This window comes from Neisseria arctica (assembly GCF_022870905.1).
Lineage (GTDB): Bacteria > Pseudomonadota > Gammaproteobacteria > Burkholderiales > Neisseriaceae > Neisseria > Neisseria arctica.
The window spans coordinates 719,083-740,993 of the sequence record NZ_CP091510.1 but is presented as its reverse complement, the minus strand read 5'-3'; the positions used below and the strand labels follow the sequence as shown (position 1 = coordinate 740,993).

The following is a 21,911-nucleotide window of genomic DNA, read 5'->3' as shown; positions in this document are numbered from 1 at the left end:
TAAGATAAATTGGTAATAAGCAATCCATTTATAATTAATTTAGAGGGGAGAAGCCTTGTTACCAGAATATCTGATTTGGTTGATCAATCACTCAACGATGGCAAAACGCTATTTTGCCTCCGTTTCGCGTGGAACGTCCTTTTCCTTTTAACACTTGGTGGTTGTTGCCAACGGTTTACGCGGTACCTACCGTCCGCCACAATATCGCCATGTAATGCTGCCGCTGATTGTGTTAGCGCGTTTTGATGCGATTTTATCCCCGCATACGGATACGATGAAAGCCTTGTTTGATGCAGACCGTAAGAAGCCTGAAAAAGAACGGTTTTCGCAAAAAATACTGGATAAAAAACTCACCGAAATTGTAGGTAAAGACCGCAAGCAAACTCTTTACAACACCAGTGGGTTTAACCTTACTCATTTACTGGACGACCCTGACCATATTCGAGCAAACCTAATTCAATACCGAGTTAGCCGTAGAATCGCGAAGTTGATTTATAAAAATGTACGTTCGGTGTAATAAATGGTTTGAAATGTAAGAAAGAAAAAACGGAAGCCTTGCTTCCGTTTTTTCTTTCTATACACTCAGAACGGAATATCATCATCAATATCATCGATCGGAGCGGCAGGCGTTGCTGGGGCTTGGCGGCGCGGTGCTGCCGGTGGGGCTGCCGGGGCTTCCTGCTGGTAAGCAGGCGGTGCGCTTTGGTAATGATTTTGAGAAGGCGCCGATTGATAACTACCTTGATCCGCATATTCGGCAGAACTCCCGCCGCTGCGCGAGCCGAGCATTTTCATTTCGCTTGCAATAATATCGTATGCAGTGCGTTCAATGCCGTCTTTACCTTGATATTTCCGGCTTTGAATGCGGCCTTCAATATACACTTGACTGCCTTTGCGTAAATATTGGCCCGCAATTTCGGCCAAGCGGCGATACATAGTGATATTGTGCCACTCTGTTCGTTCTTGACGCTGGCCGTTACGGTCGTTCCAAGTTTCGCTGGTTGCGATACTAAAATTACATACGGCCTCGCCGTTGGGCATATAGCGCACTTCTGGGTCGCGGCCAAGGTTACCGATTAAAATCACTTTATTTAATGACATTTTCTACTCCTGAAATTATTTGGTTGGCCGCTGCCTCGTCAAAACCTTTTTGCAGTGCCTTGATATACACGGTTTGTTTGTCGGCACTGAAACTCACAGCCTCTACACCGTCAAGCGTATTTAATGCAGAGTGTAAAGCGTCTTCACGCCCCTGCCAAGCTGCTGGTACGCCGAACGCAATATTTTTTACCGGCTTTGGGGCAGGCGCGGTAGCCGCCACCCAGAACCATAACAACATTAAGCCGATACAGAATGCGAATATACCGCCGAAACCGAAGTATTGGAACAATACGCCGCCGGCTGCTCCGCCAACAAACAAACCGACAGACTGTAAGGTATTATAAACACCCATAGCCGTGCCTTTTAAATCAGACGGAGCGATTTTCGATACTAGAGACGGCAGGCTGGCTTCCAACACATTGAAGCCGATAAAATACACCACTAAAGCCAAAGCAATCCACCACAATGACGATAAGCCGAGCCAAAGCGCCAATTGCGCGGCTGTTATACATGCGATACCTAATATAAATATCTGTTTGAGCTTATTGCGCGTTTCCCCGACTATAATCAACGGCACCATCACAATCAAACCGATAACGGTAGCAGGAAGATACACCTGCCAATGCTGTACCTTATCCAGACCTTGCGCCACCATGGCAAACGGTAACGAAGTAAACAATGCCATTTGTGCGGCATGAAGTGCGAAAATACCGAAGTTCAGGCGCAATAACTGCCCGTTTTTCAATACCTCTCCCAAGCGCCCGGGTTGGACTTGCGCGTCTTCATGCAGTTTTGAGCGGACAGGATCAGGAGTTATAAACGCCACTACAGCGATGCTGATCAAGGTCAGCACGGCCGTCAGTAAAAATAAGCCGGGCACCCCTATCCAACGGGTTAGCAGCGGAGCGACCGCCAAGCTGAATGAAAATGTCAAACCAATGCTCAAGCCTATCATGGCCATGGCACGGGTACGGACTTCCTCGCGCGTCAGATCGGCTACTAAAGCCGTTACCGCTGCGCTCACTGCTCCCGCCCCCTGCACCGCACGGGCTAAAACCAGCATTTCCAAACTATTTGCAACGGCAGCCATAAAGCTGCCTGCTGCAAACACCAGCAAGCCCGCATAAATCACCTTTTTCCGGCCGAAACGGTCGGAGGCCATCCCTAAGGGCAGTTGCATTACCGCCTGGGTCAAGCCATACGCCCCCATGGCCAAACCAATCAATACTTTATTATTTTCCGCCCCGGGCAAAGTAGCCGCATACAGAGCAAGAACGGGCAAAACCAAAAACATGCCCAGCATACGTAAAGCATAAACTCCCGCTAAAGAGCTGCTGGCGCGCCATTCTTCGGGAAACATTTGGGTGCGGTTTTGTTTGGCCATGATATAAAACAAAAGCGGCAAAGGCCGTCTGAAAATTTTTCAATGTAATCGGCGATTATACAACGATTACCCCGATCTTTCAGACGGCATATAAAATTTTACCCATTTAAAAATATCTTTCGAGTAATCCCTCAAATACAGCATCTGCGAATGCTTGCAGCAACTGATACTGTTGGTATAATGATTTGCAACACTTGATAAAAGGACAACCTTGGTATGTTTAAACGCCCTGAAGAACTGATTATGGCCGTATTGGCGGCATTGTGGGTAGCGCTAACCTACTTTATCGCCGACTATTTCGGTGCGCCCACGCACACCACGCTTTTAATCAGCCTGCTCACTTTGGTTTGGGCGGTTGTATTTTTTATTTTGTGGCAGCGCAATCTAACCCGACTGATTTGGCCGATATTCTTGGGGTTGCTTGCCGCCTGCTGGTGGCCTTATCTGGATTGGATAGCTATCCGCGATATCGTTGTTCCCGGTGCAACCACCGATACTATCGTTATCGCAAAACCTTGGTACGCTACTTGGACATTTAAAAGTATTTTATCCGTAGTTCCGGTATTAATCGGTTACGGTATCAAATGGAAACTCAGCCGAAAAGCGCCTGTTTCGCAAATTCCGTAACTAACTTCAAATAAATTTTACATACGGCCGGGTAAAAACCCGGTCATTTTCTTACCCATTCTTACTTAGCAAGAACACTGGGAATGGCATACTCCCTGCCGAACCGCACCCGACAACAGTACAGTAATATTTCAATCAACCCGGCTCAATATACCATTGACCTTAAAAAAGGCCGCCTGAAAATATTCAGACGGCCTTTCGATATGGGTTATTTCCCTTTTATTTATGCTGGTAAAAATGGCTTTTAAAATAAGCATCGGCTCCTTCACGCAGCAATACCAAGCTCACGGCTGCTAACGGCAAACCAATCAACATTCCGATAAAACCCATCAGCTGACCAAAAGCCATCAACGAGAAAATCACCCAGAAAGGCGACAAACCGATACGTTCGCCGACAATTTTCGGCGTAATGAAAAAGCTTTCTAAAAATTGGCCAACTGCAAAAACTGCCCAAACCATCAGCAATCCCTGCCACGAACCGAATTGAAGCAAAGCTGCCAAAGTAGCCAACAGTAAGCCCGTAAATGCTCCCAGATAAGGTACGAAAACCAAAATGCCGGCAATCATGCCGATGGCAAAGCCGGAGTCCAAACCGGTTAGCATCAAGCCGATGCCGTAAACCAGTCCCATCACCAGCATTACGGTAAGCTGCCCACGCAGAAATTCACCCAATACTTGATCCATATTGGAACTGATGCGACTGTAGGTATCGATATAACGGCGTGGCACAAGAGCGCGTATACCATGTGCCCAACGTTGCCAATCAAGCAAAAAGTAATACAGCAAAAACGGCAAAAGAAACAGATTGGTTACGCCCAACACCATATTCCCCCCCTGCTTCATCACCGTTGGTACGATTTTTTGCAGAGCCTCGTTTAACGAACCGGTATGCGATTGCAACCAAGCCACAATCGAATCTGTATTCAAGGATACATAATCACCGGCAAAACCCTGTATCCACGGCAGTAGTGTATTTTGAACATAACCTACTATCTGCGGTAATCGTGCAACCAAATTGTTGAATTGGTTAATCAACATGGGTACGATAATCAGCACCAACGCCAATAAAACGACCAAAGCAAACACCATGACCAACATCGAAGCAAGTGTCCGCTTCATACCTCTGTCACGCAATTTTTCTACCAAAGGGTTCAGAATATAAGCCAGCACCGCAGCAATGAGAAAAGGGGTCAGTATATTGCCCAATGCATAAAACAACCATATTACAACAAGTAATGCCGCTACCGCCGCCATCCACGGCTGTATTCCGCGCTTTTTCTTCAGATACATTAACCTGCCCTTATTAAAAGTCATTTATCACTATTCTTCAGGATACCAGCTAAATGCTGCTTTTGCATCTGTATCCTTAAGTTTTAAATGTCATTTAATTTGCCTTTCAAAACGAATCGGAGTGGCATAGAGAAATAATTTGCCGCATCAGGGCAGGTATTAGAAAAATCAGGTAAAATAGCAGCCGACTTTTACCCACCCAACTACTCAAAGAAAGCCCCGCAAGATGAGCGATTCACTGAGCTACCGCGATGCCGGCGTAGATATCGATGCCGGCGACCAATTAGTCGAAAATATCAAACCGTTTGCCAAACGCACCATGCGCCCAGAGGTTTTGGGGGATTTGGGCGGCTTCGGCGCATTGGTTGAAATCAGTAAAAAATACCGTAATCCTGTTTTGGTATCGGGTACGGACGGCGTCGGCACCAAATTAAAACTGGCGTTCGATTGGGATAAGCACGATACCGTAGGCATAGACTTAGTTGCCATGAGCGTGAATGATATTCTCGTACAAGGTGCCGAACCACTGTTTTTCCTTGATTATTTTGCCTGCGGCAAGCTTGATGTCGCCCGCGCAACCGATGTAATCAAAGGTATCGCCGCCGGCTGTGAAGAATCGGGCTGCGCCTTAATCGGCGGGGAAACGGCAGAAATGCCGGGCATGTACCCCGAGGGGGAATACGATTTGGCAGGATTCGCCGTGGGCGTGGTAGAAAAAGACAAGGTTATCAACGGCCGCAGTATTGTTCCCGGAGATATCGTATTGGGTCTGGCTTCGAACGGCGCACACTCCAACGGCTATTCTCTCATCCGCAAAATTATCGACCGCGACCAGCCTGATTTAGACGCACCTTTTGATGGCGAAAAAACCTTGCGCGAAGCCGTTATTGCTCCTACCCGCCTTTACGTCAAACCGATTTTAGCGGCCTTAAAGCAATACACTATCAAAGGCATGGCCCACATTACCGGCGGCGGTATTACCGAAAACGTACCTCGCATCCTGCCTGAAAATACCGTAGCCCAAATTGATGCCGCCTCATGGCCGTTACCCAAACTGTTTCAGTGGCTGCAAGCGGTAGGCAACGTAGAAACACAGGAAATGTACCGTACCTTCAACTGCGGTATCGGTATGGTCGTGGTGGTTTCTCAGGAAGACGCGGATGCAGTACAGCAACTATTGGAAACACAAGGCGAAACCGTTTACCGCATCGGTGTAATCCGCGCCCGCAACGGCGAAGAGCATCAAACCCAAGTCGCTTAAATGTATCTGAATGTATGATGATCAACAGGCCGTCTGAAAGCTTTCAGACGGCCTGCTTATGATTCGCACAATACTTGATATTTAAGTAAAAAAACAAACATATATTATAGTCTGCTCAAGCTATCGGCAGCCTTAACCCTTACATTACCCGATTTATTGAAGTTCTATGAATATCCTTGAAAAACAAGCATTAAAATTCCTACTCAAACATACTCAAGAGCAGCACCTAGAAGAGATGGAAAATTTTGTTCAAACCCACTGGGCAAGATACCGTGCCGGAGAAATCAACTTTACCGACATCAAAAAACTGGCTAAAGAAGCCAAGCCGTGGCTGAAGCCCGAAAGTGTTTCCGAAATTACCGCGTTCGTCAAAACTTGGGCACACCGCTTGAATTTGAAATAAATAATAGGTAACTTTGTTCCAAACAATACAGGCCGTCTGAAAGCTTTCAGACGGCCTGTATCCATTTGATAAACAGCACTCAAGCCAGCGAGCGTACCAACCAAACCACTGCAAATGCAACTGCCGCCGCCAATACGAATTTTACGGCGCCGGCAAATTTCAATACCGGCAGCTTGCCTTCCAGCTCTTTGTATCCGGTAAGCATCGGCGTAATCAAATTATGTTTTTTCACAAACTTATAAAACAAAATCGTTGCAACGTGAACCACTACCAATACCAACAATACATTAAAAAAGGCCACATGGATGCCACGCATTTGGGCACCTGTTTCACTGCCTACCAATCCGTTTAAGTAGCCGTTGTACAACCACATGTTTTCATCGCTGGCCAGTAATCCCGTTAGCAGCTGTACAGACAATGCGCCCAACAGAGCCAATACCATCAAAGCACCCAGCGGATTATGCCCCGGCTGCTCATTTTCCGAGATATCACCCTGTAAGTAACGGCGGATCTGCGCCGGGCCACGTACAAAGCTGCCAAATCTCGCCGTATCACTACCCCATATGCCCCAACACAAGCGGAACACTACCAAACCTAAAATGAGCAGTCCGCAAGGCAAGTGCCATGCCATCAGGCTACCGCCGTTTTCACCGCTGTACCACATAAAGGCAAAAGCAGCCACTAAAGTCCAGTGAAACAGCCTAGTCGGAAAATCCCATACTTTCAAACTTTGCTTCATAAATTACTTTCTTGAATATAGATGATATAGTCGGAGCAAATATTTCTGATACAGTTTAATCTAAGCGGACAAGGAAACGATCAACTGTTGGCAACTATCTGATCATAAACTACCGCCAATAAAAAATAAGCCCGCAAACCGCCGTCCGATACCTTATTGTAACCAATCCCCCGCTAGGAATCACCATGTTTTCAAGCCCGTATCAAACAACAGATATTCGAGCATACTTGGAGCAAAGCAAAAATTTTCCTTTTTTATTCCAACCGCGTCACCCCGAAAGCCATAAAGGCACATACGGCACATTGGCGATTGCGGGCGGCAGTAGCGGCATGAGCGGTGCGGTAATTTTAGCGGCAACGGCAGCCTTGTATAACGGCTGCGGTAAAGTCTGGGCCGGATTCAACCAAGCGGCCTTGCCCTTACCAGTTATTCCCGAGCACCCCGAAATTATGCTGGCTACCGCAAAAAACCTATGTAGCCGCAATGATATTAACGCCTGGGTTGTCGGTTGCGGCTTGGGATTGGATGGCACCGCCGCCGAATTGGTCAAATACTTTCTCACCGAAACCACAGCGCCGCTCATACTGGATGCTGATGCCCTCACCTTGCTATCGCACCAACCTGATTGGAAAAAACACCCCAACCGAACCAATCTGGTTCTCACCCCCCATCCAGCCGAAGCGGCACGTCTAATCGGCTGCACGACTGCCGAGGTTCAAGCAGACCGCCGCACAGCCGTACTCGACATTGCCCGGAAATATGATGCGTGTGTAGTTTTAAAAGGTTGCAACAGTTTGGTATACCGCGATGGAGAAGAAATTTACACCAACACCAGCGGCAACCCCGGACTGGCAACGGCCGGCAGCGGCGACGTTCTCAGCGGCATAATCGGCAGCCTTTGCGCACAAGGCTTCAATGCCTACCAAGCAGCTTGCGCCGGCGTATGGCTGCACGGAGCAGCGGCAGACGTATTGCGTGATTCGGAAATCGGCGAAGTCGGCATGTTAGCCGGCGAAATTCCTGCCGCCGCCCGCTGGCTGCGCAATCGTTTGATCCGACATATGCAAAGACAAGATAGCGAATAAACCGTTTTGCCGTTGCAATAAAGATTACTCAATGCCGTCTGAATACTGAATCCGTTTCTGCTCAAGCCTGCCGAACCGGGGGATTAGCAATTATTGGTGAACCGCTTTCTGCCGATACTTAAACCATCCTATCCGATTCGGTCGCATGACAGCGCTTAAAACTCTAAAGAAGCTTTCAACCAATAAGTGCGCGGCAAGCCCAATACGGCAAAACTGCGGTCATACTGACCGCGTTGTACCTGCCAATAATTTTTATTAAAGAGATTCTCTACTGCTCCGCTAACGACCAACTTGTTACCTGCCCACATGGTTGTATAACGTGCACCCACATCCACCAGCATATATCCGGGCAATTTATATTGCCGTTGTGTATCTTGGTAAGACTTACCGTAATATTGCACGTTGCCATTTAAGGTCAGGCCGTCTGCAAACGGAGAATCCCACTCCACGCCTGCTTTGGCAATCACGCGCGGGCTGGCTACTTGGCTGCCGTTAACCAAGTTATCTGCGTAAGTCGGATAGTCGATCAAGTCGGCCTTCATATACGTCAAACCAAAACTCGGACGCAGTGTTTGGTTGAGCAAGTTGGCATAGGTATTGAACTCGATACCGCGATTACGCTCTTTACCCTGCTCTTCGCCTGCAATGGCATTCATCCGCACAAAATCCGTACCTGAAGTGCTGTTGCCTCGCCAATAACCGGGACGGGAAATTTGGAAAGCATTCAAAGCAGTGACCACATTACCCCAATTTTTACGCACACCCACTTCCATTTGGCGGCTTACACGCGGTTTAGCCATCGTACCGCTCTCGCTGTCAATCGCACCGGGTTCCAAATCTTCCATGTAGTTGCCGTAAACTACCCAATCGTTACCCGGCACCCATGCGGCTGCCAGCATCGGACTGAACCGGTGTGCAGAAGCCTTTTGATAAGCATTATTTGTGCGACGCGGCTTATCCTCCTGTCCGATCCATTGCATCCGTCCGCCCAAAGTCAAACGGTAGCGGTTGTCGGCAAAGCCCAATGTATCGGAAAACGCTACGCTGTTGGCTGTATAAGTAGAATGAACATCGGGCAAGGCATTCAGCCCGGCCAATACGGGAGCCGTATCACCAAATGCCCTGTTGCCGTAAGGGTTATAAATATTGGTAGCAATACTGTTGCTGTATCCGCTGCCCCAATAATTCAAACGTGAACGGCGCACACGATCATAAGCTGCGCTCCAGTTGTGCGATACATCACCGGTTTCCAGCTCACCGCGGGCAGTCAGATTCATACTGAAGGTTTTACTGGTTTGATCAGATAAACGAGAACCGTTTCTAGCCGTCCCCACATAATAATCCCCAGCTTCGTTAAGGGCGGTAAGCTGCGCAAAGTTACCTTGATAATTCGAGCGGCTATAGCCGATGCCGCCTGAAAACTGTACCGGCCAATCGGTATCGTATCCGAAAGTCAGCATAGCGGTGCGGTCTTGGGTGGTTTGCGCCTGCCAGCCCGGTACCAGATTGGTTGTTCCGTCGGGTGCTTTCGGCAAAGAAAATTGCAAATTTTGCAAATCTTGGAAACGGGCGCGCGCACCTGTAGTTTTACGTTCGGCCTGCATCAGATCCAATGCCACACGGAGTTTCTCACCCCGATAGTCGGTATTAAGGGCAAACTCTTTATTGTCTTCCTGATAATTTTTGCGTGCCGTGTCACCGTGCCGAAATGTGCCGTTGGTGCGGATACCCCACTCTTTCGCGTTACCGAAACGCCACCCCAAGTCAAACGTAGCTTGTGCCCGACTGTTGCTGAAATAGCCGATACCGATTTTTCGACTGCCTTCATCAGCCGCCTTTTTAGTTTCAATATTCACCGCTCCCGAAACCGCGCCTTCAGGATCCATACCGCCGATGGCAGTACTGGCTCCCTTAATCAGCTGTGCTGAGCCGACTGCCGCCGTGGGCGAACTTTGGTAAGCATACATACCCGACAATCCGTTAACGCTGAACTGTCGTGCATCAAGTTGGAAACCACGGATATACAGCCCTTGCAAAGTGTTACTTTCTCCTCCGAACTGCATCACCGAAGCATCACGCTGTGCCACCGCATCCACCAAAGTTCGGGCAGCATTGTTTTCCAACATTTTCTCATCGTAATTCACCACGGTAATCGGTACGGTAAAAGCATTTGCCCGCCCCAACAAACCCAGATTGACACGGTCCTGTAAATCTCCGTCACTGGCAATCGAAAACGACTTTGCCGATTTTGCCTTAACCACCACGGTATCCAGTTGCACTTTTCCTGCTTCCGCCTGCTCTGTTTCTGCATATGCCAATGCCTGACATACTAAAAAAGGCAGCAATGCCAAACCTTGTGTTTGTTTTTTCATAGCTGAAATCCCTGAAAGTTTATTCAATATTATTTCTTTAAAATAAATTAATTTTGATAATCATATTTATTTACATAAGATTTTCGTATTATAATTCGAAAACAACGCTTTTTCCCACGGTTGCTTAGCTTTTTTAACAACCTTTTGTTTTATTAAAAATAATAGTAACTCCCGCTTCAACAGACATTTTTTAGGCCGTCTGAAACATTTTCAGACGGCCTTGTGAAATTTTTATGCAAAAATGGCAAATCGAACTTTATGCAACGCCTTTATGGCTGCTACAAACATTTGGCGGTGTAACGGCAGCCTTGGTGATCATCATTTTCTGTATCGGTAAAACGCGCTTCGGCCAACAATTTTGGCAGATACTCCGCCCCTGCCTCAACCGTAAAATCAGTATAAAAGCAGCTTTTATGATTGCTTTGATGATACTGTTGCTGCTAACCGAAATACGCCTGTTCGTTTTAAATACTTTCCTCTACAACAGTGCATACAGTGCCCTGCAAGACAAACTGGCAGCCGTATTCTGGACAGCGGTTTCGATTAATGCCGCAGTAATGCTCATACGCGCAGTAAACGGCATTTTTAATGATTTTCTGGACCAGGCTCTGGCGATTAAATGGTCGGAACAGCTTAACGGCGTACTCACCCGCCGTTGGTTATCGGATAAAAACTATTACCGCCTGCAAATGCAGCGGCATACGCCCGACAATATCGATCAACGCATTCAGCAAGATGCACAAGACTTTATTGTTTCAACCATAGAATTCGTACGCGGCATGCTCAATTCGATTATCTCCACTATAGAATTCACCCTTGTTTTATGGGGATTGGCCGGCACGCTGCCCATACTCGGCTTTGAAATTCCGCGCGGTATCGTTTTTTTCGTATATGCTGCCATTCTGCTGGCTACCGCCGCTGCCATGTGGATAGGCCGTCCGCTTATCCGCTCCAATTACGACAATGAAAAACTCAACGGCAATTACCGCTACTCGTTAATCCGTATACGCGACCATGCCGAAAGCATTGCCTTTTACAACGGAGAATGGCGCGAACACCGCCAAATCTCGCAACGCTTCGCCTCAATTATCCGCAATCGCTGGCGCATTGCCCGCCAAAGCGTTACCTTAAGCGGCTTCAACGACATCTTTTCACAATGTATGCAACTGCTGCCGCTTATGCTGCAAGCCCCTCGTTTTTTTGCCGGGCAAATCAAAATCGGCGATATGCAGCAAACCGTACAATCATTTGCCAGATTACAGAAAGCCATGTCGTTTTTCCGCAATTTTTACGAACAATTCACCGCTTATCGTGCACGTTTGGAGCGCTTAAGCGGCTTTCTCACCAGCCTTGGCAAAACACAAATCATTTCTCAAGCGGATATCGAAGAAATTTCAGACGGCCTGCAATTAAGCCGTTTCTCCATATACCGCAATAACGGCGAAGCTCTGCTCACCCAACTCAACTTCCATATCAAAAAAGGCGACGCATTACTGATACAAGGCCCCAGCGGTTGCGGCAAAACTTCATTATTGCGTGCAATGGCAGGTTTATGGCCATTTGGCAGCAGCGGCCTGATACGCCGCCCAGCCCAAAGCGGTATGCTGTTTGTGCCGCAACACCCGTACATGCCTCAAGGCAGCCTACGAGAAGCGGTATGCTATCCAAACATCAACCCGCAACATACCGGTTTAGCGGCAACCTTAACCGAATGCCGCCTGTCTCATCTGGTTGAGAAGTTGGATGACATCGAAGACTGGCAACAGCGGCTTTCCCCGGGTGAGCTGCAACGTATCGCTTTCGTCCGCATTCTGCTCAGCCGCCCGAGAACAATACTGCTCGATGAAGCCACCAGTGCGCTGGACGAAGATACCGAAGCCTATCTTTACCGCCTGATACGCACCCGCCTGCCCGACAGTATGATTGTCAGCATTGGCCACCGCGGAACGCTGGCAGCATTCCATAACCGCCGTTTGGAGGTCAGCACCACGGCTTGCACATAAACTTTCCGCATAATGCAATCCAATGTGTTTATGCGCTTTTTATGGATTTACCCTTAGGTATAGCAAGGCCGTCTGAAAAATATTAGCTAATTGAAAAACGGAGCGCACATAGAAAAAAGCAGGCTTAAAAGCCTACTTTTTGCTGCCGATATTTTCAGACGGTCTCCAACCTTAGCCATGGAAATCTTATAAATACCTTATCATGTTGTAAAAATAAATACTTTAATTTTCACCGTTATCGGCAAACCAACGTAATTCCTCACGCAAGGCGACCACTTCGCCAATCACCATCAAAGCCGGCCGCTCGGCTGCCGCCGCCAATTCGGGCAGATTGGCCAAAATACCGGTACGCACGCTTTGCTTTTGCAAGGTACCGTTAGATACCACTGCCACGGGCGTATCCGCAGCACGTCCGTGTGCGATTAATTGCTCTGTGATTTCCGCCGCCTTAATCGTGCCCATATAGATCACCAACGTTTGGTTGCCCCGTGCCAGTGTTTGCCAATGCAGCTCCGAACCATCTGGACGGCAATGCCCGGTGATAAACAGTGCGGTTTGCGCACAATCACGATGCGTTAGCGGAATACCGGCATAAGCGGTTGCCCCTAAAGCAGCGGTAATACCCGGCACTACACGAAACGGAATCCCTTTCTCCGCCAATACTTGCGCCTCTTCGCCACCTCGCCCGAACACAAACGGATCTCCGCCTTTCAAACGCACCACCCGTTTGCCGGCCAAAGCATGTTCCACCAGCAAAGCATTGGTTTGTTCCTGCTGTACCTGATGCAGTCCTGCCCGTTTACCCACACACACCTTGTCGGCATCTTTACGGATTAAGGCGCGGATTTCCTCTGAAACCAAAGCATCGTAAAACACGATATCCGCCGCCTGTATGGCTTGTAATGCGTTAAGCGTCAACAAACCCGCATCGCCCGGCCCCGCACCCACCAATACCACCTCGCCCTGCTGTGCTCCCGAACCTTCCAACTGTGCCTGCAATTCGGCTTCGGCTTCCTCTTTTTTACCTTGCGCGACCAAAGTATCAAAACGGCTGTCGAAAAGGTTTTCCCAAAAACGGCGGCGGCTACTCATATCGGCTATTTGCGCCTTCACGCGGCTACGCCATTTCCCGGCCAAAGCTGCTGCTTTTCCTGTGTGCTGCGGTATCAGCGTTTCTATCTGCCGCCGCCATTTGCGCGCCAACACCGGCGCACTGCCGCCGCTAGATACGGCAATCTGTATCGGGCTGCGATCAATTACGGCAGGCACAATAAAAGAGCACAAATCCAACTGGTCTACAGTATTGCAAAATTTCCCAGAAGCTTCGGCTGCCTCAAAAATACGGCGGTTGAGCGCATGATCATCGGTTGCCGCTACTACCAGAAACACCCCTTGCAGCAAAGATTCGTGAAACGCTGTACCCAACCATTCAATTACACCCGAAGCATGCCATTTCCGAAAATGCTCGTTTAAGGTTTCCGCCACCACCCGTACACGCGCACCAGCCGCCAACAGACTTTCGGCTTTTCGTTCTGCCACATGGCCCGCACCGGCCAGTAACACAGGGCGGCCTTTTAAATCGGTATAAATCGGGTAATGGTTCATCGTATGCCTTAATGGTTCAATTAGTCTCAATAACTTTTATATTAAGGCCGTCTGAAACACAGCGGAAAGAACCTTTTTTACTTTCTTTAGCAGATTTCGTTATATGCGGAATGTTATAATTTTGCGTTTTATTAATTCTTGTTTAGGGGCTGTATTAGATTGGCAGTTATGTTACCCTTTAAAAATGAAGATAACACACTGTAAACTATCTAAAAAATTACAAAAAAAGTTGCTTGAATTTTTTGTACTTGAGGTAACCGCCCGTTCTGCTGCCAATTTATTGGATATTAACCCCAATTCAGCAGCTCTGTTTTACCGTAAAATTCGCCAAGTCATTGCCTATCATTTAGAGCTTCAAGCTGATGAAATCTTTGATGGTTCAATCGAGCTTGATGAGAGTTATTTTGGTGGACAACGAAAAGGCAAACGCGGTCGCGGAGCGGCTGGGAAAGTAGCGGTATTTGGTATTTTGAAACGTCAAGGCAAGGTTTATACTGTTGTCGTTAAAAATACCAAACAAGATACTTTACTACCTGTTATTAAACGAAAAATAATGCCTGATAGCATTGTTTATACGGACTATTACAAAAGCTATGATGTGCTAGATGTGAGTGAATTTACGCATCACAGAATCAATCATTCAGAGCTTTTTGTCGACCGTCAAAACCATATCAACGGTATTGAAAACTTCTGGAATCAGGCAAAGCGCGTTCTACGAAAGTACAATGGAATTGACCGAAAATCTTTCCCTTTATTCTTGAAAGAATGCGAATTTCGTTTTAACTTTGGTACACCAAAAGAGCAACTTAAAATCTTGCGAATTTGGTGTGATATTTAAGGCTAATCTAATACAGCCCCCTTGTTTATTTATGAAAAAAGCTTTTTTATTAACTTTAACTGCCTTGATGATGCCCTATAGCGCTTTTGCTGATTCCGACAATTTACGCATCGCCCGCTTGGAGCAGCAAGTTGCAGAACTAAGCCGCCGCGTTCAATTTTTAGAACAACAAAACAAGACACAGCGGATTGTGATTGAAAACCGCCAAGCCGTGCGCAATCTATATACATGCCGCACTTCTCCATTCGGTAAAACTTATGAAGCCGCTTCCGAAAACGAAGGGCTTGCCCGCCTGCAAGTCAGCCGCGCCTGCAAAGCAGAGCAATCTGAAATTTTTTGCAGAAACCAAGATATCAAATGTGAGAAATATTAAGCAACGGCTTTTGTATATACAAGCAAAACACATGATAAACCTTTTAGTTATAAGTACATAAAAAACCATTCTTTCCCAACTGCATCTTTGCGGCTGAAAATACGGTTATTCAATACCGATAACTGGGCCGACATCATGAGCAAACCACAACTTTGGCAAGTCCCCACCAGTCATACCGCTGATGAAAACCGACTAACCGCTTTAGAAGCTTCTCTCGCAACGCGCCTACAGGAAATCGCCGAACGCTATCCGCAGGCCGTATTCGCATCGAGTCTGGCGGTGGAAGATATGGTAATTACCGATCAAATCGCCCGTTTGTCGTTACCCTTGCGTATCATTACCTTAAATACAGGCAAACTCAACCCCGAAACCGAAGCGTTGATTGATATCACCAATACGCGTTACAGCATTCCTATCGAGGTATACCATCCGCAAGCAAAAGCTGCCGCCTCATTCGATCACGACTACGGTATTTCTGCCATTTATGAAAGTATCGAAAAGCGCAAGCAATGTTGCCATATACGCAAAATCGAACCGCTCAACCGTGCCCTATCCAACGCACCTGCCTGGCTTACCGGCCAACGCCGCAGCCAATCCTCCACCCGAACCGATCTAAATTTTGAAGAACACGACCAGATCAGAAAAATTGCCAAATTCAATCCGATTTACGATTGGGAAGAAGCAGATGTCTGGGCCTATGCGCACAAATATCAAATCCCCTTAAACGATTTATATAACCAAGGCTACCCCAGCATCGGCTGCGAACCCTGCACCCGCCCGGTCAAACAAGGTGAAGACATTCGAGCAGGCCGCTGGTGGTGGGAAAGCCGTGACAGCAAAGAATGCGGTTTACACAAATAAACACCGCTAATTTCACCATCAGGCCGTCTGAAAACGATAACTAACCATATATTTATCCATCAGGCCGCCTGTTATTTTCTTTTGTTTATCTCATGCCCTGCTCAGTTCATGCACCTGATACCACCGAGTAGCTAACAAACCTTAAACGCCCCGGCATGAAGTTATTTCTTCCTCAATACGCTTGCTATTCATTGCTGTTCAAGGCAGAATCAAAATATCTTTACCTATGTCTACCCGCATTAAGGAGCAGCCGTTATGCCGTTTAAAGCCATCTACCTCAGCCAAACCGAAGCAGGACGGCAAACCGAAATCGTGACTCTAGAACCGCACGATTTAGACGAAGGTGAAGTAACCGTAGCCGTAGAATACAGTACGATCAACTATAAAGACGGCTTGGCGCTCACCCATAAATCACCTGTCGTACGCCGTTTTCCGCTGATTGCCGGTATTGATTTTGCCGGTACGGTAACAGAGTCCTCCCACCCTGATTTCAAAGCCGGCGACCGTGTTACTGCCAACGGCTGGGATCTCGGTTTTACCCATCACGGCGGCTTATCACAGCTTGCGCGCGTACCGGCCAAATGGCTGATCAAACTGCCCGACAGTATTACAACGCGAGAGGCCGCGGCAATCGGCACCGCGGGCTATACCGCCATGCTGGGCGTATTGGCCTTGCAGCAACACGGCACGACGCCCGATAAAGGCGAAGTATTGGTTACCGGAGCAGGCGGCGGTGTCGGTTCGGTTGCCGTAGCATTGCTGGCTGAACTCGGTTACCGCGTTACTGCATCTACGGGCCGGATGCATGAAGCCGATTATCTGCACAAATTGGGGGCAAACGAAATCATCGACCGAAGCGAATTAGATGCTCCGTCATCCAAACCTCTGCTTCGAGAACGCTGGGTCGCCGCCATTGATTCGGCAGGCAGCCACACGCTGGCCAACATTCTCGCCCAAACCCGTTACGGAGGCATAGTAGCCTGCAACGGCTTGGCACAAGGTGCTGATTTGGTAACGACCGTGATGCCCTTTATCTTACGCGGCGTCACTTTGGCCGGCATCGATTCCGTATATGCCCCTGTCGAAAAACGTCGCCTTGCCTGGGAGGGTTTGGCACGCTACCTTGACCGCAACAAGCTGGCCGAAATGATCAATGAATATCCGCTGGGAAAAGCTGTAGAAGTGGCTCAACGTATCCTCAAAGGGGAAATTCGCGGACGTACCGTGATTAATGTCAACGCCTAAAAATCCGCCCTAAGCCGCCTCCAAGGCGGCTTTGCATATGTAATCTGCCTAGGTTTTATTGGCTAATCATATAAATAACCTCATTTAATGGCTAAATAAACAATAAATTTTCATTTATTCGGCAACACCAATTAAATTATCTGTAAGGCCGTCTGAAAAACGTAGGTTACATCCATCGTTATCTTCATCTTGATATACATAAAAAAATGCCGCCTAAAACATTTCAGACGGCATTTTTCTTATAGTCACATCAGCAATACGACACTAATGCAATAATTCGTCATATTTTCTGTAGCCGATAAGCTCCACAAAATTCAAAAACGGCCTTATCCGTAAAATAGCATCATCAGTCAAATAGAATAATACTCATTTAAAATCAAATATTTAGTATAAATATTGCTAAAAACGTATACCCCAATCGCCACTATATTCCTTTTTTAACAGGCAAATCTTTTTATACAAACGGAATGCTACATACAAAATCAACACACAGCGTTATAATCCACACCGTTTATTAAGATTGTTAACAGGAATTAACATGCAACAACTCAAAATGGCCGTTTCGGGCGCACAAATTCTTTTTGTGGCTTTCGGCGCAATGGTTTTGGTACCGCTGCTTACCGGCTTGAATCCGGCAATGGCTCTATTGGGAGCAGGTATCGGTACTCTATTGTTCCAATTAGTTACCAAGCGTAAAGTGCCGATTTTCCTCGGCTCTTCTTTTGCCTTTATCGCCCCGATCATTTACGCAATTGCCGAATGGGGACTGCCTGCCACCATGTTCGGCTTGTTCGCCGCAGGCTTTATGTATTTTGTTTTTGCCGCACTGATTAAATGGCGCGGTTTGGCTGCTGTTAACCGACTGCTTCCTCCCGTAGTTATCGGCCCGGTTATTATGGTGATCGGTTTGTCGGTAGCAGTTGTTGCCAGCCAAATGGCCATGGGACAATCAGGCGGCAATCAGGTGATGGAATACAGCCAATCTCTCTTGCTATCGGGTTTTACGTTTGCCATTACCGTTTTAGTAGCTGTATTCGGCAGCAAAATGATGAAATTGATCCCGATTTTGATCGGTGTTGTATCAGGTTATATTGTCGCTTTAATCATGGGTTTGGTTGATGTCACTCCGATTATAGAAGCACCATGGTTTGCCGTGCCCCACTTCATTACGCCCGAAATTAACTGGCATGCAGCCCTATTTATGCTGCCGGTAGCGATTGCACCCGCTATTGAACATATCGGCGGGGTAATGGCGATCGGAAAAGTAACCGGTAAAGACTATGCCAAAGATCCGGGCTTAGACAAAACACTTGCCGGCGACGGCCTAGGCGTATGCGCCGCCGGTTTAATCGGTGGTCCGCCCGTAACAACTTACGGAGAAGTAACCGGTGCGGTCATGCTCACTAAAAACAGCAATCCCAAAATCATGACTTGGGCCGCCGTTTTCGCGATTGCCATGGCTTTTTTCGGTAAATTCAATGCATTTCTGGCCTCTATTCCACTACCGGTAATGGGTGGCGTGATGATTCTTCTATTCGGCACCATTGCCTCGCTCGGCCTAAAAACACTGATTGATGCAAAAGTTGATTTGATGCAACCCAAAAACTTGGTGATTGTCAGCTCCGTACTGACTACCGGTGTAGGCGGTATGGTGATGAAATTCGGTAATATGAGCTTTGCCGGTGTCGGCCTGTGCGCTATCTTGGCTATTGTCTTAAACTGGCTGTTGCCTAATGAAACTGCCGGTAGCGAAGAGACACAAACCACGGATTAACAGCACCAATAAAGCGTAGAACGGCTTAAAGCAGCCTTCGTTCGACAAAGGATACGGCCTGACTCGCCGTTATCACAAAATGATCCAACAAGCGCACATCTACCAGTGCCAATGCCTGATGCAATCTGCGGGTAAAGTCAATATCCGCATTCGAAGGTTCCGGTAACCCGCCCGGGTGGTTGTGCGCAATAATCAAGCTACTGGCATGGTTTTCCAAAGCCAATTTCACCACCTCTCGGATATATACGGTATTTTCCGCTACCGTCCCCCTTCCTAATTCACGCAGACAAATTAACCGGTTCTGCTGGTTCAACAACAAGGCCAGCGTTACCTCTACTTTTTCATGTCCGAGCTGTAAACGTAAAAAATCCGCTACGGCCTGAGGGTGGTTAAATACCGTTTCTTCCGATAGTTCTTCACTTAACACACGCCGCCCGATTTCGCGTACCACGGCAAATTGGGTATAGCTAGCCGGCCCCATGCCTTTATAAGCCGAAAGCTCGCGCTGATCCGCATTCATTAGCCTACCCAAACTGCCAAACTCACCCAACAGATAGCGTGCCAAATCCACTGCACTCATTCCACGCGTACCGGCGCGCAACAAAATTGCCAACAGTTCCGCATCGCTAAGCGCGGCAGCCCCTCTCTCTAATAATTTTTCACGCGGCCTCTCCCCTTGAGGCCATTGTTTGATGCTCATTTATTTATCATAAATTTCATAATATAAATTATTATAACATCATAAATTTTTATCGAAAACACCAATATATTATATAGATGACTACACACAAGGTTATTATTTCAATAATAGGACATCTATTTTAATTCCAATAAAATCAATTGTTAATATCCGTAAAATCTTTCTGTAATTTTATTAATTGAACTTCTTTTTAGAGCAACATATCTTACTAACGTAATTAGGTGCACCTCAATTACCGGTACCCAAGTTTTTAATCTTTAAATTTCAAAGGATTTGATCATGAAAAAAATTACTCTGTTTCTATTGGCTATGTCTATGACTGCTGCGGTGCAAGCAGGAGGGATAGGAGGTGTTGCGAGTGTGCTTGGCGCTGTCGCCGGAGCTCAAGGGAATGTTACAACAGGAGTAATTACCAACAGCACCATTGATGCTACTGCCGAGGCAAGCGGAAAAGATTCTGAAGCCATGGCCGGTGGTGTAATTAGCGCATCACCTGATATGAAAGGTGTAAAACTTAGCGTAACTACCGGCGTAATCGAAAATAGTACGATTAAGGCTAGAGCCAAAGCAAGCGGTGGTGGTGCCGCATATGCAGGCGGAGTGATTAATAAATAATTTATTTTTAAACACAAGTCAGTATGAAGTATCTACATGAAAAATACTGACTTGTGTTTCCTTAATTGGTATTTAAAAACTAGCCACAATAGGAACATAAAATGGCAAAAGCAATTCAAACATTCCAATTCGCTGCCACTATATTGGCTATATCCAGCTTAGTGATGGCATCCCCTAGTTCGATTACCAACAAAGGTTCAGCAAGCCAACCCAAATCTACTCAACCCCAGAATTCAGCTAGTTCGCAAACTAAAAACAAGGAAATTATAAAAATAAACGGATTGAAGGACGGCAAGATTATTCAAAATGGCAATAACATTGTCGTTCAAGGAGGTACTATTGTATCTAAACCCGGCACAAGCCAACCGCTCATACAAATCCAAAATCCTAAAAATAAAAATATTTTAGTTCAGAATACCCGCATTATTAGTGACGGATATAAACAAGACAATAGCGACGGCGATGCGGCAATCATCATTATTGAAAACGGAAAACAATACGGGAACTCCACCTCTCGAGTGAAAGTTAATAATGTGCGTGTAAAAGCACAAAACACCACCGTCCGTGCCAAGTCTTCAGGCGGTGCATCTGCTTGTGCAGGCGTTGTATGTACAGGATCCGGCAAGGACGATGAAAATAATATTACCGTAGAAATCCGGGGGAATAATTACTTCGAGGCTATTGCAAATGATTAATACTTCTTTAAAAACTTCTATTATCGCAGCGGCTGCTGCTCTTGCATTAAGTGCTTGTACGACAACTGACTTAGAACTATCCCGAGCTCATTACCGCTCAGAAAAAAGTCTTCAAAAACAACAAAAAGTAGCTGACGAGCGCTCTAAGCAAATTTCAACCGACCGTACTTTTTATGGAAAAAAACTAGAGTGTTTAAGCAACTTACATAAAGATTTTTTTGATGCTCAAACTATTGCGGCACAAAAATCAGGACAACTAAAAAATAATAGCCGGTTCCGTATGTCTGTTGCGCCTATCCGTGATAAAACCGGGAAAATTTTTGATACAAATTCAACCGTATTATCAGATATGGTGATGGATTCATTAGTACATTTCAAACATTTTGATGTGTTGGAAACGCCACTTTCCCCAGATGGTTTAGCAGATTCTCGCAATAACTTTCTAGATCCTCGCTATGGAATGCAGCCGGGTATTATTCAAAATTTTGCTGCAACTATGACTACTCTCCAACATTTACCCATAGGTGTATTATTTCCCTCTAATTATTATATCAGCGGGGCAATTATCCAATATGACGAAAGCGACGTATTACCCAGTAAGCGCAGTATTGCTGCAGATATCTACCAATATCAGTTCAGACATGACGTAAGTATGATTACGACTACGATTAATCTAAGATTAATCGACTCATGGACAGGGGCCATCGTAAGAACCCAAACAGGTGATTTAGCCAGTATTAATCTGACAAATGCCATTTATACCATAAAAACCGGAAATAACTTTTTCAGACTGATTGGCACGAAAGATTACGGGCTTGATTACTCTGTTGAAGTTTCAGATCCTAAAACTGCCGCTATTAAAGAAATGATAGATAAAGGCGTATACGAATTACTTGATAAATTCTTGAAGCCCTATCAAGTACGCAGCCAAGAATGCTAG

Annotated in this window: 21 protein-coding genes; 14 read left to right on the top strand and 7 right to left on the bottom strand. The window is 46.6% G+C overall.

Annotation, left to right across the window (positions count from 1 at the left end):
- The first annotated feature begins 157 nt into the window (after positions 1-157).
- Positions 158-517 carry a type I restriction-modification system subunit M N-terminal domain-containing protein gene (locus LVJ86_RS03330; protein ID WP_047761713.1) on the top strand — a complete coding sequence of 120 codons (360 nt, stop codon included), beginning with the start codon at positions 158-160 and terminating at the stop codon, positions 515-517.
- Between the two features lie 65 nt (positions 518-582).
- On the opposite strand, the gene LVJ86_RS03325 is transcribed toward LVJ86_RS03330, so the two are convergent.
- Together LVJ86_RS03325 and LVJ86_RS03320 are read right to left on the bottom strand one after the other, a co-directional pair.
- Positions 583-1,101, bottom strand: a complete 519-nt coding sequence (locus tag LVJ86_RS03325; protein WP_047761714.1) for a single-stranded DNA-binding protein — start codon at positions 1,099-1,101, stop codon at positions 583-585.
- A complete protein-coding gene (locus LVJ86_RS03320) occupies positions 1,088-2,485 on the bottom strand; it encodes an MFS transporter (RefSeq protein ID WP_047761715.1) in 1,398 nt (465 codons plus the stop codon). Before LVJ86_RS03320 ends, LVJ86_RS03325 begins: the two co-directional genes overlap by 14 nt.
- 216 nt (positions 2,486-2,701) lie before the next feature.
- Here LVJ86_RS03320 and LVJ86_RS03315 point away from each other — a divergent pair, with 216 nt between their 5' ends.
- Positions 2,702-3,112, top strand: coding sequence for a hypothetical protein (locus LVJ86_RS03315; RefSeq protein WP_047761716.1), 411 nt, complete (start codon positions 2,702-2,704; stop codon positions 3,110-3,112).
- A gap of 219 nt (positions 3,113-3,331) precedes the next feature.
- On the opposite strand, the gene LVJ86_RS03310 is transcribed toward LVJ86_RS03315, so the two are convergent.
- The gene (locus LVJ86_RS03310) at positions 3,332-4,402 is read right to left on the bottom strand and encodes an AI-2E family transporter (RefSeq protein ID WP_047761717.1); all 1,071 of its coding nucleotides are present in this window, start codon (positions 4,400-4,402) and stop codon (positions 3,332-3,334) included.
- 226 nt (positions 4,403-4,628) lie between these two features.
- Between LVJ86_RS03310 and purM the strand changes: the two genes are divergently transcribed.
- Positions 4,629-5,663, top strand: a complete 1,035-nt coding sequence (gene purM, locus LVJ86_RS03305) for a phosphoribosylformylglycinamidine cyclo-ligase (protein ID WP_047761718.1) — start codon at positions 4,629-4,631, stop codon at positions 5,661-5,663.
- A 166-nt stretch (positions 5,664-5,829) separates the two neighbouring features.
- Positions 5,830-6,066, top strand: coding sequence for a hypothetical protein (locus LVJ86_RS03300; protein WP_047761719.1), 237 nt, complete (start codon positions 5,830-5,832; stop codon positions 6,064-6,066).
- Between the two features lie 79 nt (positions 6,067-6,145).
- Here the strand turns inward: LVJ86_RS03300 and LVJ86_RS03295 are convergent, their stop codons facing one another.
- A complete protein-coding gene (locus LVJ86_RS03295) occupies positions 6,146-6,805 on the bottom strand; it encodes a cytochrome b/b6 domain-containing protein (protein WP_047761720.1) in 660 nt (219 codons plus the stop codon).
- A 185-nt stretch (positions 6,806-6,990) separates the two neighbouring features.
- On the opposite strand from LVJ86_RS03295, the gene LVJ86_RS03290 reads away from it, so the two are divergent.
- Positions 6,991-7,890 (top strand): NAD(P)H-hydrate dehydratase, encoded by a 900-nt coding sequence (locus tag LVJ86_RS03290; protein ID WP_047761721.1) that lies wholly within the window; start codon positions 6,991-6,993, stop codon positions 7,888-7,890.
- A gap of 155 nt (positions 7,891-8,045) precedes the next feature.
- On the opposite strand, the gene LVJ86_RS03285 is transcribed toward LVJ86_RS03290, so the two are convergent.
- A complete protein-coding gene (locus LVJ86_RS03285; protein WP_047761722.1) occupies positions 8,046-10,262 on the bottom strand; it encodes a TonB-dependent receptor in 2,217 nt (738 codons plus the stop codon).
- 233 nt (positions 10,263-10,495) lie between these two features.
- On the opposite strand from LVJ86_RS03285, the gene LVJ86_RS03280 reads away from it, so the two are divergent.
- Entirely contained in the window at positions 10,496-12,265 is a 1,770-nt protein-coding gene (locus LVJ86_RS03280; protein ID WP_047761723.1) for an ABC transporter ATP-binding protein/permease, read from the top strand.
- Positions 12,266-12,487: 222 nt separating this feature from the next.
- Here LVJ86_RS03280 and cysG read toward each other — a convergent pair whose 3' ends face one another.
- Positions 12,488-13,870 (bottom strand): siroheme synthase CysG, encoded by a 1,383-nt coding sequence (cysG, locus tag LVJ86_RS03275; protein ID WP_047761724.1) that lies wholly within the window; start codon positions 13,868-13,870, stop codon positions 12,488-12,490.
- 184 nt (positions 13,871-14,054) lie between these two features.
- Between cysG and LVJ86_RS03270 the strand changes: the two genes are divergently transcribed.
- From LVJ86_RS03270 to LVJ86_RS03250, 5 genes are all read left to right on the top strand, one after another.
- Positions 14,055-14,708, top strand: a complete 654-nt coding sequence (locus LVJ86_RS03270; protein WP_244702552.1) for an IS1595 family transposase — start codon at positions 14,055-14,057, stop codon at positions 14,706-14,708.
- 31 nt (positions 14,709-14,739) lie between these two features.
- The gene (locus LVJ86_RS03265; RefSeq protein ID WP_047761174.1) at positions 14,740-15,081 is read left to right on the top strand and encodes a hypothetical protein; all 342 of its coding nucleotides are present in this window, start codon (positions 14,740-14,742) and stop codon (positions 15,079-15,081) included.
- A gap of 135 nt (positions 15,082-15,216) precedes the next feature.
- Positions 15,217-15,942 (top strand): phosphoadenylyl-sulfate reductase, encoded by a 726-nt coding sequence (locus tag LVJ86_RS03260; RefSeq protein WP_047761173.1) that lies wholly within the window; start codon positions 15,217-15,219, stop codon positions 15,940-15,942.
- A 255-nt stretch (positions 15,943-16,197) separates the two neighbouring features.
- Entirely contained in the window at positions 16,198-17,187 is a 990-nt protein-coding gene (gene acuI, locus LVJ86_RS03255; RefSeq protein ID WP_047761172.1) for an acrylyl-CoA reductase (NADPH), read from the top strand.
- 538 nt (positions 17,188-17,725) lie between these two features.
- Positions 17,726-18,961 (top strand): uracil-xanthine permease family protein, encoded by a 1,236-nt coding sequence (locus LVJ86_RS03250; RefSeq protein ID WP_047761171.1) that lies wholly within the window; start codon positions 17,726-17,728, stop codon positions 18,959-18,961.
- Between the two features lie 25 nt (positions 18,962-18,986).
- Here LVJ86_RS03250 and radC read toward each other — a convergent pair whose 3' ends face one another.
- The gene (gene radC / locus LVJ86_RS03245) at positions 18,987-19,661 is read right to left on the bottom strand and encodes a RadC family protein (protein WP_047761170.1); all 675 of its coding nucleotides are present in this window, start codon (positions 19,659-19,661) and stop codon (positions 18,987-18,989) included.
- 279 nt (positions 19,662-19,940) lie between these two features.
- Here radC and LVJ86_RS03240 point away from each other — a divergent pair, with 279 nt between their 5' ends.
- The 3 genes from LVJ86_RS03240 to LVJ86_RS03230 all read left to right on the top strand — a co-directional run bounded on the left by LVJ86_RS03240 (position 19,941) and on the right by LVJ86_RS03230 (position 21,911).
- Entirely contained in the window at positions 19,941-20,276 is a 336-nt protein-coding gene (locus LVJ86_RS03240; RefSeq protein WP_047761169.1) for a hypothetical protein, read from the top strand.
- A 101-nt stretch (positions 20,277-20,377) separates the two neighbouring features.
- The gene (locus LVJ86_RS03235; RefSeq protein ID WP_047761168.1) at positions 20,378-20,971 is read left to right on the top strand and encodes a hypothetical protein; all 594 of its coding nucleotides are present in this window, start codon (positions 20,378-20,380) and stop codon (positions 20,969-20,971) included.
- Positions 20,964-21,911, top strand: a complete 948-nt coding sequence (locus LVJ86_RS03230) for a hypothetical protein (RefSeq protein WP_047761167.1) — start codon at positions 20,964-20,966, stop codon at positions 21,909-21,911. Before LVJ86_RS03235 ends, LVJ86_RS03230 begins: the two co-directional genes overlap by 8 nt.

Bases quoted from the DNA above. Each gene is read 5' to 3' on its own strand.
- LVJ86_RS03270 (WP_244702552.1), top strand. From the start codon at position 14,055: ATGAAGATAACACACTGTAAACTATCTAAAAAATTACAAAAAAAGTTG.
- LVJ86_RS03240 (WP_047761169.1), top strand. From the start codon at position 19,941: ATGAAAAAAATTACTCTGTTTCTATTGGCTATGTCTATGACTGCTGCG.
- LVJ86_RS03260 (WP_047761173.1), top strand. From the start codon at position 15,217: ATGAGCAAACCACAACTTTGGCAAGTCCCCACCAGTCATACCGCTGAT.
- LVJ86_RS03280 (WP_047761723.1), top strand. From the start codon at position 10,496: ATGCAAAAATGGCAAATCGAACTTTATGCAACGCCTTTATGGCTGCTA.
- LVJ86_RS03295 (WP_047761720.1), bottom strand. From the start codon at position 6,805: ATGAAGCAAAGTTTGAAAGTATGGGATTTTCCGACTAGGCTGTTTCAC.
- LVJ86_RS03325 (WP_047761714.1), bottom strand. From the start codon at position 1,101: ATGTCATTAAATAAAGTGATTTTAATCGGTAACCTTGGCCGCGACCCA.
- LVJ86_RS03320 (WP_047761715.1), bottom strand. From the start codon at position 2,485: ATGGCCAAACAAAACCGCACCCAAATGTTTCCCGAAGAATGGCGCGCC.
- LVJ86_RS03230 (WP_047761167.1), top strand. From the start codon at position 20,964: ATGATTAATACTTCTTTAAAAACTTCTATTATCGCAGCGGCTGCTGCT.
- LVJ86_RS03235 (WP_047761168.1), top strand. From the start codon at position 20,378: ATGGCAAAAGCAATTCAAACATTCCAATTCGCTGCCACTATATTGGCT.
- LVJ86_RS03310 (WP_047761717.1), bottom strand. From the start codon at position 4,402: ATGTATCTGAAGAAAAAGCGCGGAATACAGCCGTGGATGGCGGCGGTA.
- acuI (WP_047761172.1), top strand. From the start codon at position 16,198: ATGCCGTTTAAAGCCATCTACCTCAGCCAAACCGAAGCAGGACGGCAA.
- radC (WP_047761170.1), bottom strand. From the start codon at position 19,661: ATGAGCATCAAACAATGGCCTCAAGGGGAGAGGCCGCGTGAAAAATTA.
- purM (WP_047761718.1), top strand. From the start codon at position 4,629: ATGAGCGATTCACTGAGCTACCGCGATGCCGGCGTAGATATCGATGCC.
- LVJ86_RS03265 (WP_047761174.1), top strand. From the start codon at position 14,740: ATGAAAAAAGCTTTTTTATTAACTTTAACTGCCTTGATGATGCCCTAT.
- LVJ86_RS03300 (WP_047761719.1), top strand. From the start codon at position 5,830: ATGAATATCCTTGAAAAACAAGCATTAAAATTCCTACTCAAACATACT.
- LVJ86_RS03285 (WP_047761722.1), bottom strand. From the start codon at position 10,262: ATGAAAAAACAAACACAAGGTTTGGCATTGCTGCCTTTTTTAGTATGT.
- LVJ86_RS03250 (WP_047761171.1), top strand. From the start codon at position 17,726: ATGCAACAACTCAAAATGGCCGTTTCGGGCGCACAAATTCTTTTTGTG.
- cysG (WP_047761724.1), bottom strand. From the start codon at position 13,870: ATGAACCATTACCCGATTTATACCGATTTAAAAGGCCGCCCTGTGTTA.
- LVJ86_RS03290 (WP_047761721.1), top strand. From the start codon at position 6,991: ATGTTTTCAAGCCCGTATCAAACAACAGATATTCGAGCATACTTGGAG.
- LVJ86_RS03315 (WP_047761716.1), top strand. From the start codon at position 2,702: ATGTTTAAACGCCCTGAAGAACTGATTATGGCCGTATTGGCGGCATTG.